12 protein-coding genes, 1 tRNA gene and 1 pseudogene are annotated in these 15,961 nt (G+C 64.1%); 6 read left to right on the forward strand and 8 right to left on the reverse strand.

The genetic code is table 11. From position 1 onward, the window contains the following. The first annotated feature begins 174 nt into the window (after positions 1 to 174). Both FHR70_RS22110 and pyk read left to right on the forward strand, forming a co-directional pair. Positions 175 to 573, forward strand: a complete 399-nt coding sequence (locus FHR70_RS22110; RefSeq protein ID WP_183454418.1) for a DUF1036 domain-containing protein — start codon at positions 175 to 177, stop codon at positions 571 to 573. Further along, positions 573 to 2,009: a pyruvate kinase gene (gene pyk / locus FHR70_RS22115; protein ID WP_183454304.1), complete on the forward strand. Its 1,437-nt coding sequence runs from the start codon at positions 573 to 575 to the stop codon at positions 2,007 to 2,009. Before FHR70_RS22110 ends, pyk begins: the two co-directional genes overlap by 1 nt. Here pyk and FHR70_RS22120 read toward each other — a convergent pair. From FHR70_RS22120 to cpdR, 5 genes are all read right to left on the reverse strand, one after another. Beyond that, positions 2,000 to 2,986: an alpha/beta fold hydrolase gene (locus FHR70_RS22120; protein WP_183454306.1), complete on the reverse strand. Its 987-nt coding sequence runs from the start codon at positions 2,984 to 2,986 to the stop codon at positions 2,000 to 2,002. The genes pyk and FHR70_RS22120 overlap by 10 nt on opposite strands. A 14-nt stretch (positions 2,987 to 3,000) precedes the next feature. Continuing rightward, entirely contained in the window at positions 3,001 to 3,612 is a 612-nt protein-coding gene (locus FHR70_RS22125) for a tetratricopeptide repeat protein (RefSeq protein WP_183454308.1), read from the reverse strand. 72 nt (positions 3,613 to 3,684) lie between these two features. Continuing rightward, positions 3,685 to 3,810, reverse strand: coding sequence for a type B 50S ribosomal protein L36 (gene ykgO, locus FHR70_RS22130; RefSeq protein WP_009763379.1), 126 nt, complete (start codon positions 3,808 to 3,810; stop codon positions 3,685 to 3,687). 44 nt (positions 3,811 to 3,854) lie between these two features. After that, positions 3,855 to 3,929: transfer RNA gene (locus FHR70_RS22135), tRNA-Val, on the reverse strand. 90 nt (positions 3,930 to 4,019) lie between these two features. Continuing rightward, the gene (cpdR, locus tag FHR70_RS22140) at positions 4,020 to 4,376 is read right to left on the reverse strand and encodes a cell cycle two-component system response regulator CpdR (RefSeq protein WP_099509351.1); all 357 of its coding nucleotides are present in this window, start codon (positions 4,374 to 4,376) and stop codon (positions 4,020 to 4,022) included. 178 nt (positions 4,377 to 4,554) lie between these two features. On the opposite strand from cpdR, the gene FHR70_RS22145 reads away from it, so the two are divergent. Further along, a complete protein-coding gene (locus FHR70_RS22145) occupies positions 4,555 to 5,445 on the forward strand; it encodes an N-formylglutamate amidohydrolase (protein WP_183454310.1) in 891 nt (296 codons plus the stop codon). A gap of 173 nt (positions 5,446 to 5,618) precedes the next feature. Here the strand turns inward: FHR70_RS22145 and FHR70_RS22150 are convergent, their stop codons facing one another. After that, complete coding sequence (locus FHR70_RS22150; RefSeq protein WP_183454312.1) at positions 5,619 to 6,878, reverse strand: MFS transporter; 1,260 nt, start codon at positions 6,876 to 6,878, stop codon at positions 5,619 to 5,621. Positions 6,879 to 6,993: 115 nt separating this feature from the next. Here FHR70_RS22150 and hisN point away from each other — a divergent pair, with 115 nt between their 5' ends. Then, on the forward strand, positions 6,994 to 7,776 hold the full coding sequence (gene hisN / locus FHR70_RS24230) for a histidinol-phosphatase (protein WP_343058870.1): 783 nt from the start codon (positions 6,994 to 6,996) through the stop codon (positions 7,774 to 7,776). Positions 7,777 to 7,824: 48 nt separating this feature from the next. On the opposite strand, the pseudogene FHR70_RS22155 reads toward hisN, so the two are convergent. Next, positions 7,825 to 8,757 (reverse strand): annotated as a pseudogene (locus FHR70_RS22155) (alpha/beta fold hydrolase); the annotation flags it as partial. Between the two features lie 205 nt (positions 8,758 to 8,962). Here FHR70_RS22155 and FHR70_RS22160 point away from each other — a divergent pair. Beyond that, positions 8,963 to 9,418, forward strand: coding sequence for an Hsp20 family protein (locus FHR70_RS22160; protein ID WP_183454316.1), 456 nt, complete (start codon positions 8,963 to 8,965; stop codon positions 9,416 to 9,418). A gap of 166 nt (positions 9,419 to 9,584) precedes the next feature. Here FHR70_RS22160 and FHR70_RS22165 read toward each other — a convergent pair whose 3' ends face one another. Then, entirely contained in the window at positions 9,585 to 10,661 is a 1,077-nt protein-coding gene (locus FHR70_RS22165) for a threonine aldolase family protein (protein ID WP_183454318.1), read from the reverse strand. A 571-nt stretch (positions 10,662 to 11,232) separates the two neighbouring features. Here FHR70_RS22165 and gltB point away from each other — a divergent pair. Then, a complete protein-coding gene (gene gltB, locus FHR70_RS22170) occupies positions 11,233 to 15,951 on the forward strand; it encodes a glutamate synthase large subunit (protein ID WP_183454320.1) in 4,719 nt (1,572 codons plus the stop codon). The last annotated feature ends 10 nt before the right edge of the window (positions 15,952 to 15,961 follow it).

Raw genomic sequence — 15,961 nt, forward strand, 5'->3', positions numbered from 1 at the left:
ACCGGCTCGAAGCTCTTGCTCCTGGGGCGCATCTGGCCGACAACGATTCGCCAAAGTTCTTAACTCATTGTGCGATTTCATTCCTTCCGATTCGACCAAACCATATCCATGACGGCCTTCACCCTCACATCGTCTGCTTTCTGCCGGCGAAGTCTTGCACTCGCGGCCTTCGTCATGAGCGGCTGCCTGCTGGCCGCCTCGCCCGCGAAGGCGGACCTGCGCCTGTGCAACATGACCTCGAGCCGGGTCGGTATCGCGCTCGGCTACCGGGACGCGCAAGGGTGGGTCACGGAGGGTTGGTGGAATCTCACCGCCCGCGGCTGCGAGACCCTGCTGAAGGGGCAGCTCGCCGGACGTTTCTACTATGTCTACGCCATCGACTACGACCGCGGCGGCGAGTGGAGCGGTCGCTCCTTCATGTGCACGCGGGAGCGCGAGTTCACAATTCGCGGAACGGAGGATTGCCTCGCCAGGGGCTTTGACCGCAGCGGCTTCTTCGAAGTCGACACCGGAGAACAGAAGAGCTGGACCATTCAGCTCACCGAAACAAACCGCCCAGGGGGGCAGCCATAATGAGACGCGCACGCCGCACGAAGATTCTAGCAACCTTGGGGCCGGCTTCCGAGAACCCGGAGATGATCGCCAAGCTATTCGAGGCGGGCGCCGACGTGTTCCGCCTCAACATGAGCCACCTGCCGCGCGAGAAGCTGAAGGAGCGGGTTGCGATGATCCGCGCCGTCGAGGCCAAGTTCAAACGGCCCATCGCGATCCTGGCGGACCTGCAAGGACCCAAGCTGCGCGTCGGCGCCTTCGAGGGCGACGGCACCATGCTGGTGCCGGGCCAGTCATTCACCCTCGATGCCGACAAAACGCCGGGTACCAACGACCGCGTGCACCTGCCGCATCCGGAGATCCTCTCCTCGCTCGAGCCCGGTCACACGGTGCTGATCGACGACGGCAAGCTGCGGCTTCGCGTGAAGAGCGTGAAGCAGGGTTCGGCCACGACTTCGGTCGAGGTCGCGGGCAAGATCTCGAACCGCAAGGGCGTAAGCCTGCCCGATACCACGATTCCGGTCGCGGCCATGACGGACAAGGACCGCTCGGACCTCGAAGCGGCGCTCGATGCCGGCGTGGACTGGATCGCCCTGTCCTTCGTGCAGCGCCCCGAGGATGTGGCGGAGGTCAAGAAGGTCGCCCGGGGCCGCGCGCTCGTCATGTCCAAGCTCGAGAAGCCCCAGGCCATCAGCCGCCTGGACGAGATCATCGAGATCTCGGACGCGGTCATGGTCGCCCGCGGCGATCTCGGCGTCGAGATGCCGCTGGAAAAGGTGCCCGGCATCCAGAAGCGCATCGTCCGTACGGCGCGCCGCTACGGCAAGCCCGTGGTGGTGGCGACCCAGATGCTGGAATCCATGATCACCTCGCCGGTGCCGACCCGCGCCGAGGTCTCGGACGTGGCGACCGCCGTCTATGACGGAGCCGATGCGGTGATGCTCTCCGCCGAGAGCGCCTCGGGCCAGTATCCGATCGACGCCGTGGCCACCATGAACCGCATCGCCGAAGAGGTGGAGCTGGATCAGAACTACTGGTCGATCGTGCGCACGCTCAATGCCGAGCCGGAGGCCACGGGATCCGACGCCATCGCGGCTGCCTCCCACCAGATCGCCGACACGCTCAATCTCAAGACGGTCGCGGCCTGGACCTTCTCGGGCTCGACGGCCTTCCGTATTGCCCGCGAGCGGCCGAACTCCACCGTGATTGCGCTGACCCCCAGCATCGACACCGCCCGCCGCCTCGCCCTGGTCTGGGGCGTGCATTCCATCCGCACGAAGGATGCGAGCGACATCGACGACATGGCGTTCCGCGCCTGCAAGTTCGCCGTGCGCGAAGGCTTCTCCAGTGTCGGCGACCGGGTGATCATCGTGGCCGGCATGCCCTTCGGCACGCCGGGCGCCACCAACATGGTGCGCATCGCCTTCATCAATCAGGAGCACGCCGCTCAGGCGTGATCGACATCCTCCCTGGCCGGCGCGACGACGCGTGCGGCCAGGATTTCGATGGCCGAGAGCACCGTCTCCTGATCCGCATATTGCGGCATGTGGCCGATGCCCGGCATCAGGATCAGCTCCGCGTCAGGCACTTCGCGCGCAAAGCAGCGGCTATGCAGGTCGGTCCAGACGATCTCGTCCGCATCACCCGCGATCACCAGCGTCGGCAGGCGGATGTCCTTGTAGCGCCCGCTCTGCTTGAGAACCCCGTCATACATGACGGCGAAGTCCTGCATGTTGACCTCGTAGGCCCTTGGCCGGAAGGCCAGTGGGATGAAGCCCTTCGTCACAATGCCCTTGGGAGGTCGCTGCGGCCAGAACGTCTTTTTCTTCATCCAGGGCCGGAGCACGAGCAGGATCGGCACGGCCAACGTACGGAACCAGAGCCAGCCGGCCCAGGAGTCGATCAGGCGGCGGTACCAGCCGATGGTGCCGCCGGGCCAGGGGGTCGTGATGCCGGAGAGCACGACGATTGCCCCGGTCACGTCGGCATGATCGAGGGCGAGACGGGGCACGATGCTTCCGGACCAGGAATGCCCCACGATCACTGCGTTGCTGACGGCGAGCTGGCGCAGGGCACCGGCCATCAGCGCCGCCTGCCGGGCCGGGTCGGCCTCGGCCAGTCCGGGCTTGCGCTCGCTCCAGCCATGGCCGGGACGGTCGATGGCAATCACCCGGTAGCGTCGCGCGAGCGCAGCTCCCATGCCCAGCATGGACTCGACGAGGTTCGAAGAGGCGCCGTGCAGAATGACGATGGTGCCACGCGGTGGAGTCTCCTTTGGCCCTTCATCCCGATAATGGATTCTGCAGCCCTCGACCTCGATGAAACGGCCGGTCGGCGGGAAGCGCCGTTCAATGCTCCAGGCATAAAGATAGGTGAAGGCGGCACCCAGGATCAGAAGAGCGAAGGGCGCCGCAAGGACGAGGAGCAGGGTCATCGTCGCAAGCTAAATCAGAGGTCCTGCCCGTCAACCTCCGGCTTGAGCCGTTCGATGATGGTTTTGACGTCATCCATCTGAGGATTGATCTCGAGCACCTTCCGGTAAGCCTGCATCGCCCGCTTCTTGTCGTCGGACGCCATCAGGATATGGCCCAGACCCGTCCAGGCATTGAAGTGCCGGGGCTCGATCTTCAGCGCCCGATGGAGATCGGCCATCGCTCCCACCGGATCATCGAGCTGGTAGAAGACCGTGGCGCGCTTGTACCAGGCCTCGGCCCAGTTGGGCTGAAGCGCCAGGACCCGATCGATCAGCTCGATGGAGAGAGGGAAATCCTTCTTGCCGAACGCTTCGGCGGCCCGGCTCAGCAGGAGATCGGCGGTATCGGATCCGGAGCGGGAAAAGCGTCGCTCGATGAGGGACGCGATGCCCTTGGCCTCCCGCTCGGTCTGGGCCTTGCCCAAACGCTCGAACAATTCATCGAGGCTCGACGCCCGCGGAGGATTAGGCTTGGCGGGCTGTGTCTGGTCCTTCGGGCCGTCCTTCGGACGCGCAGGCTCCTGCGCACCGAGAGGGTGAGAGACAAGGCTCAGCGATAGGATCAGGGCAGACGCGAAAAAGCGCATGCCGGGAGTTTAGGGTCCCGGCATGCGTGGTCAATTCAGATTCTCGTGTGCGGCAACGCCGCACCCGCCAACTCAGCCCTGGCGAGCCTTGTAGCGCTTCTGGGTCTTGTTGATGATGTAGACCCGGCCCTTGCGACGAACCAGCTGGTTGTCGCGGTGACGGCCGCGGATCGACTTCAACGAGTTACGGATCTTCATATCCGGTCTCCTGCGGCCCCTCGGGAAGGCCGGAAAAAGAAAAATGGTGGGCGCGGCTGGGATCGAACCAGCGACCCCTACGATGTCAACGTAGTGCTCTCCCGCTGAGCTACGCGCCCGGGAAACGGTGATGTTTGACGTCCCGTCTCGGCTGTGGGGGCGATATACCCACAAGCGGGCGCGGGCGCAAGCCTTCGGCTGGGCCTTTTTTAGGCCGCCATCATTTTATCGACTTCGCTCACCAGATCGCGCAGATGGAACGGCTTCGACAGGACCTTCGCATCGCGAGGAGCCTGGGAGTCCGGGTTGAGCGCGACGGCGGCGAAGCCGGTGATGAACATCACCTTGATGTCCGGATCGAGCTCGGTGGCCTTGCGGGCCAGCTCGATGCCGTCCATCTCAGGCATGACGATGTCCGTCAGCAGCAGCTCGAACGGTTCCTCACGCAGCCGGTTATAGGCGGAAAGGCCGTTGTCGAACGAGGCCACGTCGTAGCCTGCGTTCTCCAGCGCCTTCACAAGGAATCGGCGCATATCGTTGTCGTCTTCGGCGAGAAGGATCTTCATCGGTTGCCAGCCCCGAATCATGGCGAATGGGTTCAGACCTTCATGCCGGAACGGGAGTAAACAAGCCGTGAAAGAAGGACGCGGCCCTGATACGATATTGTCATGGACAGGCGACGGCGCTGCCTTACACTAGCCCAAAGACCGGCATTTCTTCCACCATAGTCAAGTTTATTTCCTGATGCGGCCAGCCATTGTCGATGAGTTCGACCCTCCCTTCACCGTCTCCGAACCTGCCATGCAGACGATCCCCTTCGTCTTCAACGTGCCGCATGCGGGAGCCGTCTATCCGGCCTCGTTCCTGGCATCGTCCAGGCTTGATGCCGTTGCCCTGAGGCGCTCCGAGGACGCCTTCGTGGACGAACTCTTCGCCTCCGTGATGGGGCTTGGCGCCCCTCTGATGACGGCGCATTTTCCGCGGGCCTTTCTCGACCTGAACCGGGAGCCCTACGAGCTCGATTCCCGCATGTTCGACGGGCGTCTGCCGTCCTTTGCCAACACCCGCTCCATGCGGGTAGCGGGGGGCCTAGGGACCATCCCGCGCATCGTGGCCGACGGCCAGGAGATCTACCGCTCGCGCCTGCCGGTGGACGACGCCCTTCACCGGATCGAATGGCTCTACAAGCCCTATCACCGCACCCTGCGGCAGCTGGTGCGCCGCACCGCTCAGCTCTTCGGCCACTCCGTCCTGATCGACTGCCATTCCATGCCCTCCTCCAGCGTCAGCCGCGAGGACGGGATCAAGGCCGATATCGTGCTGGGCGACCGCTACGGCACGAGCTGCGCCACGCTCCTGATCGATCTGGTCGAGGCAGCTCTCCGAGGGCGCGGCTATACGGTCGTGCGCAACAAGCCCTATGCCGGCGGCTTCATCACCGAGCATTACGGCGAGCCCGCTCTCGGGCGGCATGCCCTGCAGATCGAGATCAACCGCGCGCTCTATATGGACGAGCGCAGCATGGCGAAGAAAACCGCTTTCCCGGTGCTGGCCGATGATCTAACCCAGGCCTTTGCTCAGGTGATCGCGGATATCGAGGGCGAACTGACGACCCGGCCCATCGCGGCGGAGTGAGCCTCAACGCCCGCGATCAACTCCAGGCAAAGAAAAAGGCCACTGTTGCCAGCGGCCCGAAGTTTAGGGAGGAAACGCCCAAGAAGGGCATGCGATACAGCGACGCCATCGCCATATCGCACCGCAATAATTACGCCGCAGCGCACAATTTGCAACAGGAATTTCACTTCCAGTCATGACTTTGTTGCATATCTGCTCGGATGAGGATCGATAGCTCTGACGTAGAAGATCAGGCTGAGCAGAAGCGCCGTCGCCAATGCGCCGAAAACGAGACGATAGCCTTCGGGCCGGTAGAGCCCCTGCTCTGAGCGCCCTGCAAGATCGATCAGCATCCCGGTCACGCTCTGGGACAGGAAGGCGCCACCCATGGTGCCGATATTCATTAAGGTGATCCCCCGGCCCGTCAGGGATGATGGAAACAGCGATTTGCCGTGGCTTGTCAGAATTGGCGTGTAGGCGACGAACAGGCCGAACGGGATGAACCAGAGCGTCGCCCAGGGCTGAGGAAGCGGCACGAAGACCAGAACGGCGAGGAGCAGGATCGTCACCGTGCTGCCGATCATCACAGGCTTCTTGTAGCTCCCCCAGAACCGGTCCATCGCGCCCCAGATCAGCATGCCGCAGATCTGCGCCGACGCGCCAAGCAGCAGAACCTTGCCCCGCGTCGCGAGATCCGCCCCATGCACGTCGGACAGCCAGGACCCGGCCCAGAGGCCCACGACCGAAACGAAGCATCCATAGGTGGCCAGATGCATGAAAAAGACGGGCCAGAAGGACGGCACCTTCAGGGCAGCAGCGACGCCCTGGAAGGCCACGCCCCAGGTCTCCTTCGGCTTGTCCGAGCCCGCATCCCTGGGCACGAGGACCACGATGACGAGGGCGATCACCACCGTCAGGACGGCCACAACCAGGAACGAGGTCCGCCAGCCGAAAGCCGCCGCCGAGGCGGCCAGAGGTGCGGTGGCCGCCAGGGTGCCTGTGTTGGCCAGGCCCATCTGCAGGCTGGTGAGCCCGGCGAAGCGCTGCGGCGGAAAGCGCCGCGCATAGATCACGAGCGGGGCCATGAAGAAGGTGGAACAGCCGAGCCCCATCAGCACCCGGGCGGCAATGAGGAGAGGCGCCGAGGGAGCGAGCGAGAAAAGCACGGTGCCGAGAACTGTCAGCACGGCCGTTGCCAGCATGGTTCGCTTGGGGCCGTATCGGTCGATCAGGATGCCGATCGGAATCTGGACGGCCGCGAAGGAGAAGAAGAAGGCGCTGGAGAGAAGCCCTGTCTGAGTGGCGGAGAGATCGAGCTCCCGGGCAAGGTCGTTGGCGATGACCCCGATGGAGTTGCGCAGGAACTGGCTCACCGCATAGATCGAAACCAGCGCTGCGATCAGGAATACGGCGGCCTCGGAGCGGGCCGGACCAAGCTTGGGCGCGGAATCCATCTGTTCTCGATCCTTATTCGCCCCGGCTCTCTTGCCGCGCGACAGGCGCTTGATAAAAGCTCACTGCAAGCGGGCCAAGGCCGTCCGCATCATTCTTTCAGGGGATTGGGACGCCATGGGGCTCATCGACTTCACGCATTTCGTCAACGAGCTCGCGACCCAGTCAGGCCAAGCGATCCTTCCCTTCTTCCGCACCGCCATCGCGACCGAAGACAAATCCCGCGGCGGCGCCTTCGATCCGGTGACGGAGGCCGACCGGGCCGGCGAGGCGACCATGCGCCACCTCATCAAGCGCAGCTTTCCCACGCATGGGATCATCGGTGAGGAATTCGGCGCTGAGCAGGCGGAGGCTGATTACGTCTGGGTTCTCGACCCCATCGACGGCACACGGGCGTTCATTGCCGGTCTTCCAACCTGGGGTACGCTGATCGGTCTGACCCACAAGAAGCAGCCGGTGTTCGGCATGATGCACCAGCCCTTCACCGGCGAGCGCTTCTTCGGCGACGGCGGCAGCGCGACCTATCGCGGCCCCGGCGGCGAGCGCAAACTCAAGGTTCGTCGCTGCACCTCGCTCAAGGATGCGGTGATCTCCACCACGAGTCCGCGGCTCTTCGCCGGCGACGAGCTGCGCGCTTATGACCGGGTGGAGAGCGTGGCGCGCCTGGCCCGCTACGGCTGCGATTGCTATGCCTATTGCATGCTGGCCGCAGGCCACATCGACCTCGTGGTCGAGTCGGGGCTAAAGCCTTACGACATCGCGGCCCTGGTCCCGATCATCGAGGGTGCCGGCGGCATCGTCACTACCTGGGACGGGGGCTCCGCTGCCGAGGGCGGGCGCATCGTCGCTGCGGGCGACCGCCGGGTCCACGCGGCCGCCATCGAGCTGCTCAGCCGCTAAACCCACTTCAGCGAGATCACGCTTGGCGCCTACCTGCGGATCGGGCGTGCCGGGAATGAAAGCGTCGAAGGCAGCCCAGAACTGCTCCCGGATCACATCCCGCTCCATGAGGATCTCATGCCGGGCGCCCGGAATGACGATGACGCGGCCGGCCTTGAGCCGCGAGGCAAATCGCTCGGTGGCCGGCGTGGCGCAGACGGGGTCGGCGCCGGCCGCTACGATCAGCGTCGGCAGGCGGATCTTGATGGCATAGCGCGGATCGGCAAACCGCTTCATGAGGCGAAAGGCGCTGTCGAGCCACGCCACCGTCGGCGCCCCTACGGCACCAGCTCCAATGGCATGGGCCGCCTCCGCATTGCGGGCGTAGCGCCCGGGATCGCTCGTCAGGCGATTGCCCTTGAAAGGCATGGTGGAGATCGAGGTCTCACCGCCGCCCGGCACGAACGTCTTGCCCATCCCGAGGAAACGCAGGATCCGCGCGAAGAAGGCTGAAGTGCGGGTGCGCTTGACAATGCACAGCGCGATCATCGGGGTCGTAGTCACGAGGCGGCGGAAGGGCAACCAAGTCTCATAGGCCGCATTCAACGCAATAGCGCCGCCCATGGAATGGGCGAGGCCAAAATGCGGCTCGGGCATGTGCGGCACGAGGATCTGATCGCGTATGGCTTCCAGGTCGTGACGATAATCGGAGAAGCGCCGGACATGGCCCTTGCGTGCGTTGCTCACCTGTCGGCCTGAGAGCCCCTGCCCACGCCAGTCGAAGGCCACGACGGCAAACCCACGGTCGAGCAGCTCGCCCACCACTTCGAAATATTTCTCGATGAACTCCGCCCTGCCCTGCAGAATGCAGACCGTGCCCTGCGGCTGTTCCGTTTCCGGCATCCAGGTGGCGGTCCGCAGGGCAATGCCGTCGCGGGTGGTCACGCTGACCAGATTCGGCTCGCCGGGCACGGGATTGTCAGGGGTGGTGATGAATTCCACAGTGGGGTCCAACTCGGGGGTTCCAACTCGAAGGCGTGACCTCTTTATAGGGCATCCTGGGCTTAGAAAACGACCCTCTTGAAAGCAATCTTATCCGCTCCCACATCGAGGATGTGCCGGCCTTGACGGCGGCACAGCAACCCGGATCCAGCCTTTGAAGGTGGATCTTCCCTGACTGCATGTCGCTTCAAGCGGAGGATATGCCATGCGACAGTTTGATCTTGCTCCCCTGTACCGCAACACGGTCGGCTTCGACCGTCTCTTCTCGATGCTCGACCAGATGGTCGGCGTCGATGCAGCCCCGAGCTACCCACCCTATAACATCGAGCGCACCGGCGAGAATGCCTATCGCATCTCCATCGCGGTTGCAGGCTTCACCGATCGCGACCTGACGGTCGAGGTGAAGGAAAACACCCTTTCGGTGCGCGGTGAGCGCAAGCCTTCGGAAGAGCGCAAAGTCGACGTTCTCCACCAGGGCATCGCCGCCCGCAGCTTCGACCGGCGCTTCCAGCTGGCCGATGGCGTGCAGGTGGTGGGTGCAGCCCTCGAGAACGGCCTGCTCCACCTCGACCTCGTGCGCGAGACGCCCGAGGCCAAGAAGCCGAAGCTCATTCCGATTTCCACGAACGCTGCTCAGACCATCGAGGCAAAGGCTGCCTAAGGTTCTGAAGAGAGCTTAAACGAAGAGCGCCCCGGTCCATGCCGGGGCGATTTTTATTTTGAAGTCCTGGTCCTTGGTAAAATCCCGCTGGGGCTGGAGGGCTGCCCCGTGGTCAAGGGTCTCATGAGGTGACCATTCGCGCGGGAATGCGGCAGGGTTAGGGCAATCACTCCGCGGCTTGGCGCGATACCCCGGAAGAGGCAATTTCCAGAAGCTTGCGGACATCCTCCTCCCTGGTGGCCCAGGAGGCGACGAGGCGGATTAGAACTTCGGTCTCCCCGACCCGCTCGGCTTCCGGGAGGCTCAGTTCGGTCCAGGGATGATAGAGGATGCCGGCCGCCTTGAGCGCCTGATCCAGGGCCTGCGGGATGATGGGGAACACCTCATTGGCCTCGGTCGGCCAGGCGAAACGCACGCCGGGCACCTGCATCAACCCCTCCGACAGGAGCTTCGCCATACGATTGGCGTGGCGGGCATTGGCGAGCCAGTGATCCTCCGCGAAATAGCCCTCGAACTGCGCCGCGACGAGGCGGCCCTTGGAGATGATCTGCCCGGCGCGCTTGGACCGGTAGTCGAGCGCCTCCGCCAGTTCGGGCTTGAACACCACGATGGCCTCGGCCATGAGGCCGCCGTTCTTGGTGGCCCCAAAGGAGAGAATGTCGATGCCCTGTTTCCAGGTCATCTCGGCCGGGGTGCAGCCGAGGGCCACCAGGGCATTGGCGAAGCGTGCGCCGTCCATGTGGAAGGACAGGCCGTGCTCACGGCAGACCTGCCCCAGAGCCGCGAGTTCATTAAGGCCGTAGACGAGGCCGCCTTCGCTCACCTGCGAGATGGAGAGCGCCTTCGGCGGCATCTGCTTCGGGGCCTTGGGCAGGCTGGTCAGATAGGCCGCCACATCCTCTGCCCTCAGCTTGGCGCCGACGCCCGGCAATCCGGCGAGCTTGGCCCCATGCATGAAGAACTCCGGCGCCCCGCATTCATCATCGATGACGTGAGCCTCCCGATGACAGATGCAGAGGCCATAGGGCGGAACGGCCGATGAGAGGGCCAGGGCATTGGCGGCTGTCCCCGTGGTGGCGAAGAACACGGAGATCTCACGCTCGAAGATCTCATTGAAGCGCTCTCTGACGCGCTGGGAGACCGCGTCGTTGCCGTAGGCCGCCATGGCGCCGGCATTGGCCTGCACGATGGCCTGGAGAACAGGAGCACTGGCTCCCACGATATTGTCGCTGGCGAAGTTCATGGATGCTCTCCTAGAGCAACGGATCCCGGAGGGGAATGCCTTTTCAGGCATGGCTCGGATGCTCCTGCGGTCGAGCCGGAGCGGGCACCCACCCGCGCTCCCGGCGACATGTCAAGAACATTGACCCATTGGTGAAGACTTGCGTCCGAGCAAGCCGAAAGCTGCTTTTGTTACATCCGCAGTCGTCAGCTTGTAACTTTTGTCTAAAATTCTTCTAAACCCTCTTGTGCCCTGCAACAAACTCTGGCAGTTTGCAGTCATTAGGACAGCGATGCTGTCCCTTTTGGGGTGCCTGCACCCTGTCTTTGACGCCCTGGGGTTTTCTTGATGCTTCGCATGCCGCGAACGAAACGAGATACCACGAAAGCCGCCCGCAAAGCGTGGGCGGGACGGGCGACTCTGGGCTGAACTCAAGCCCAAAGGATGCCCGCGAGGAGCGGGCTCCCCTGCCGGACCCACCCCTCGAAGAAGACCGAAGAAGCGGCGGGCACCCGGACGATCCGATCATCCGGCGGGCCTCAAAGCCGCCTCAAAGAACCTTAAAGACCGCGTTCGGATGTAAGGACCTGCCATGAGCGACGTGCCGACCAAGAGCCTGGAAATCGAAGTGCCGAGCCGCACGGCCACGATGTCGGATGCGGTCAAAACGGTGCGCGATCCTGGCCTCCCGGAAGCCCAAGGCCTCTACAATCCTTCGAACGAGCAAGATTCCTGCGGCGTCGGCTTCATCGCCGACATGAAGAACCGCAGATCGCACGACATTGTCGAGCAGGGTTTGGCCATCCTGCACAACCTCGACCATCGCGGTGCGGTGGGGGCGGACCCCAAGATGGGCGACGGCTGCGGCATTCTTGTGCAGGTCCCGCACAAGTTCTTCGCCGCCGAATGCGCCAAGGTCGGCATCTGGCTGCCTGAGGAAGGACAGTACGGCGTCGGCCACCTGTTCATGCCGCGCAACCCGGAAGGCTTCAAGCTTGTGGAGGAGATCGTCGCCAAGGCGATTTCAGACGAGGGCCTGCAGGTGCTCGGCTGGCGTGAGGTGCCCGTCGACTCGAGCGATCTCGGCGAGGGCGTGAAGGCCACCGAGCCCCTGCACCGCCAGATCTTCATCGGCAAAGGCAAGGGAATGGATGACGCCGAGACTTTCGAGCGCCGCCTGTTCATCGCCCGTAAGGTCATTTCCAACGCCGTCTACGACATGAAGGACGAGCGCACAGCGGGCTATTACCCGGTGAGCCTGTCCTCGCGCACCATCGTCTACAAGGGCATGGTGCTCGTCACGCAGCTGCGCGACTACTACCTCGACCTTCAGGATCCGCGTTTCGAGAGCGCCATCGCCCTCGTGCACCAGCGCTTCGCCACCAACACCTTCCCGACATGGCAGCTCGCGCACCCCTACCGCATGGTCGCCCATAACGGCGAGATCAACACGCTGCGCGGCAACGTGAACTGGATGGCGGCACGCCAGGCCTCCGTCGACTCGGAGCTGTTCGGCAACGACATCTCGAAGCTTTGGCCGATCTCCTACGAGGGCCAGTCCGATACTGCCTGCTTCGATAATGCCCTCGAATTCCTGGTACGCGGCGGCTACTCGCTCTCGCACGCGATGATGATGCTGATCCCGGAAGCCTGGGCCGGCAACCCTCTCATGAACGACGACCGGCGCGCCTTCTACGAGTATCACGCCGCCCTCATGGAGCCGTGGGATGGCCCGGCTGCCGTGTGCTTCACGGACGGCAAGCAGATCGGCGCGACGCTGGACCGCAACGGCCTGCGCCCCGCGCGCTATCTGGTGACCGACGATGGACTCGTGGTGCTCGCCTCCGAGATGGGCGTGCTGCCGATCCCGGAGGAGAAGATCGTCGAGAAGTGGCGCCTGCAGCCGGGCAAGATGCTCCTCATCGACCTGGAGGAAGGCCGCATCGTCTCCGACGACGAGATCAAGCAGCAGCTTTCCAATGCTCATCCCTACAAGGAATGGCTGAAGCGCACGCAGATCGTGCTGGAGGACCTGAAACCCGTGCAGGCGCGCGAGTCGCGCACGGACGTGTCGCTGCTCGACCGCCAGCAGGCTTTCGGCTACACGGCGGAAGATCTCAAGCTCCTCATGCAGCCCATGGCCGTTACCGGGCAAGAGGCGGTCGGCTCCATGGGATCGGACACGCCGATCTCCGCGCTCTCCGACAAGTCGAAGCTGCTCTACACCTATTTCAAGCAGAACTTTGCCCAGGTGACGAACCCGCCGATCGATCCGATCCGCGAAGAACTCGTCATGAGCCTCGTGTCATTCATCGGTCCGCGCCCGAACATCCTCGACCTCGAAGGCACGTCGCGCCGTAAGCGTCTCGAAGTGCGCCAGCCGATCCTCACCAACGAGGACCTGGAGAAGATCCGCTGCATCGGCCATTTCGAGGACCGGTTCGACACCAAGACCCTCGACATCACCTATGACGCAGAGCTCGGCGCCACCGCTCTCGACGGCGCCGTCGACCGCCTCTGCGACCGCGCGGAAGCGGCAGTGCATGGCGGCTACAACATCATCATCCTGTCCGACCGCATGGTCGGCCCGGACCGTATTCCGATCCCGGCGCTGCTCGCCACCGCGGCCGTTCACAACTACCTGATCCGCAAGGGCCTGCGCACTTCGGTCGGTCTCGTGGTCGAGAGCGGTGAGCCGCGCGAGATCCATCACTTCGCCTGCCTTGCCGGCTACGGTGCGGAAGCGATCAACCCGTATCTCGCCTTCGAGTCGATCGCGGACATGCTCGAGAACGGCGAGCTGCCGGAAGAGGTGGACGCGGACGAGGCGATCAAGCGCTACATCAAATCCATCGGCAAAGGCCTGCTGAAGGTGATGTCCAAGATGGGCATCTCCACCTACCAGTCCTATTGCGGCGCGCAGATCTTCGACGCGGTCGGCCTTCGCTCCGACTTCGTGGCCCGTGACTTCTTCGGCACAGCCACCACCATCGAAGGCATCGGCATGGACGAGGTGGCGGAAGAGAACGTCCGCCGCCACCGCGACGCCTTCGGCGACGCCCCGATCTACCGCAACGCGCTCGATGTGGGCGGCGAATACGCCTATCGGACACGCGGCGAGGTGCATGCCTGGAACCCGGATACGGTCGCGACGCTGCAGCACGCCGTGCGCCTCAACGCGCAGGACCGCTACCGCGAATATGCCCGCCTGGTGAACGAGCAGGACAACGAACTGAAAACCATCCGCGGCCTCTTCCGCATCAAGAATGCCGAGGAGACGGGGCGTGCGCCCGTGCCGCTCAACGAGGTCGAGACCGCCCAGGAGATCGTGAAGCGCTTCTCCACCGGCGCCATGTCGTTCGGGTCGATCTCCAAGGAGGCGCACGAGACGCTGGCGCTTGCCATGAACGCCATTGGCGGCAAGTCGAACACCGGCGAAGGCGGCGAGGAGCCGGAGCGCTTCCGTCCCCTGGCGAACGGCATGTCCAAGCGCTCGGCGATCAAGCAGGTGGCCTCCGGCCGCTTCGGCGTGACGACGGAATATCTCGTCAATGCCGACATGATGCAGATCAAGGTCGCGCAGGGCGCGAAACCCGGCGAGGGCGGACAGCTTCCCGGCCACAAGGTCGACGCCAAGATCGCCCGGGTGCGCCACTCGACACCGGGCGTGGGCCTCATCTCGCCGCCGCCGCACCATGACATCTACTCCATCGAGGATCTGGCGCAGCTGATCTTCGACCTGAAGAACGTGAACCCGTCAGCCGACGTGTCGGTGAAGCTCGTAGCGGAAGTCGGCGTCGGCACCGTTGCGGCCGGCGTTGCCAAGGCGCGGGCCGATCACATCACGATCTCCGGCTTCGAGGGCGGCACCGGTGCCTCTCCCCTCACCTCGCTCAAGCATGCGGGTTCGCCCTGGGAGATCGGCCTCGCCGAGACCCAGCAGACCCTCGTGCTCAACCGCCTGCGCGGCCGCGTGGCGCTGCAGGCCGACGGCGGCCTGCGCACGGGCCGCGACGTGGTGATCGCCGCGCTGCTCGGCGCCGACGAATACGGCTTCTCGACCGCGCCACTGATCGCAGCCGGCTGCATCATGATGCGCAAGTGCCATCTCAACACCTGCCCGGTGGGCGTCGCCACGCAGGATCCGGTGCTGCGCAAGCGCTTCAAGGGCCTTCCGGAGCACGTCATCAACTACTTCTTCTTCGTCGCCGAGGAAGTGCGCGAGCTGATGGCCGAGATGGGCTTCCGAACGATCGACGAGATGATCGGCCATTCCGATCTCCTCGATAAGAACGCAGCCATCGATCACTGGAAAGCGAAGGGCCTCGACTTCACCAAGCTGTTCCACAAGCCGGATGTCGGCTCGAACGTGGCGATCCGCCATCAGGAGCGTCAGGTTCATCCGATCGCCAACGTGCTCGACCGCACGTTCATCGCGCAGGCCGGTCCCGCGCTGGAGAACGGCGAAGCAGTCACCATCGAATCGACAGTGAAAAGCTCCGACCGCACGGTGGGCGCGATGCTCTCCGGCGAAGTCGCCAAGCGCTACGGCCACGAAGGTCTGCCCGACGACACGATCACCGTGAAGCTGAGGGGCACCGCAGGCCAGAGCTTCGGCGCATGGCTCGCGGCCGGCGTTACGCTCAACCTCGAAGGCGAGGCCAACGATTATGTCGGCAAGGGCCTGTCGGGCGGCAAGATCATCATCAGCCCCTCGACCCGGTCCAAGGCGCTGCCTGAGCGCTCCATCGTGGTCGGTAACACGGTGATGTACGGCGCGATTGCGGGCGAAGCCTATTTCCGCGGCGTGGCCGGCGAGCGTTTCGCCGTGCGCAACTCGGGCGCCATCGCGGTCGTCGAGGGCACAGGCGATCACGGCTGCGAATACATGACCGGCGGCCTCGTGGTCGTGCTCGGTCAGACCGGCCGCAACTTCGCGGCGGGCATGTCCGGCGGCATCGCCTATGTGCTCGACGAGGATGGCACGTTCACCAAGCGCTGCAACCTGTCCATGGTCGATCTCGAACCCGTCGAGGAGGAGGAGGACCTGATGCGCCGCCTCCACCATCACGGCGGCGATCTGGAGACCAAGGGCCGCATCGACATCATGGCCAACATGTCCGGCCCCGATGAAGAGCGCCTGATGCAGCTCATCACCAATCATCACACCTATACGGGCTCGACGCGCGCCAAGGAGATCCTCGACAACTGGACGACCTACCGCACCAAGTTCGTGAAGGTCATGCCGGTCGAGTATCGCCGCGCGCTCCAGGAGATGGATCGTCTCCGGAACCTGCAGGCGGCGGAATAAGGATTAAGGG

This window comes from Microvirga lupini (genome assembly GCF_014191055.1).
Lineage (GTDB): Bacteria > Pseudomonadota > Alphaproteobacteria > Rhizobiales > Beijerinckiaceae > Microvirga > Microvirga lupini_A.

What these genes read in the sequence shown, in the direction of transcription:
- pyk (WP_183454304.1), top strand. Translation starts at nt 573, where the DNA reads ATGAGACGCGCACGCCGCACGAAGATTCTAGCAACCTTGGGGCCGGCT.
- FHR70_RS22110 (WP_183454418.1), top strand. Translation starts at nt 175, where the DNA reads ATGAGCGGCTGCCTGCTGGCCGCCTCGCCCGCGAAGGCGGACCTGCGC.
- gltB (WP_183454320.1), top strand. Translation starts at nt 11,233, where the DNA reads ATGAGCGACGTGCCGACCAAGAGCCTGGAAATCGAAGTGCCGAGCCGC.
- FHR70_RS22125 (WP_183454308.1), bottom strand. Translation starts at nt 3,612, where the DNA reads ATGCGCTTTTTCGCGTCTGCCCTGATCCTATCGCTGAGCCTTGTCTCT.
- cpdR (WP_099509351.1), bottom strand. Translation starts at nt 4,376, where the DNA reads ATGAAGATCCTTCTCGCCGAAGACGACAACGATATGCGCCGATTCCTT.
- hisN (WP_343058870.1), top strand. Translation starts at nt 6,994, where the DNA reads ATGGGGCTCATCGACTTCACGCATTTCGTCAACGAGCTCGCGACCCAG.
- FHR70_RS22150 (WP_183454312.1), bottom strand. Translation starts at nt 6,878, where the DNA reads ATGGATTCCGCGCCCAAGCTTGGTCCGGCCCGCTCCGAGGCCGCCGTA.
- FHR70_RS22145 (WP_183454310.1), top strand. Translation starts at nt 4,555, where the DNA reads ATGCGGCCAGCCATTGTCGATGAGTTCGACCCTCCCTTCACCGTCTCC.
- FHR70_RS22160 (WP_183454316.1), top strand. Translation starts at nt 8,963, where the DNA reads ATGCGACAGTTTGATCTTGCTCCCCTGTACCGCAACACGGTCGGCTTC.
- ykgO (WP_009763379.1), bottom strand. Translation starts at nt 3,810, where the DNA reads ATGAAGATCCGTAACTCGTTGAAGTCGATCCGCGGCCGTCACCGCGAC.
- FHR70_RS22120 (WP_183454306.1), bottom strand. Translation starts at nt 2,986, where the DNA reads ATGACCCTGCTCCTCGTCCTTGCGGCGCCCTTCGCTCTTCTGATCCTG.
- FHR70_RS22165 (WP_183454318.1), bottom strand. Translation starts at nt 10,661, where the DNA reads ATGAACTTCGCCAGCGACAATATCGTGGGAGCCAGTGCTCCTGTTCTC.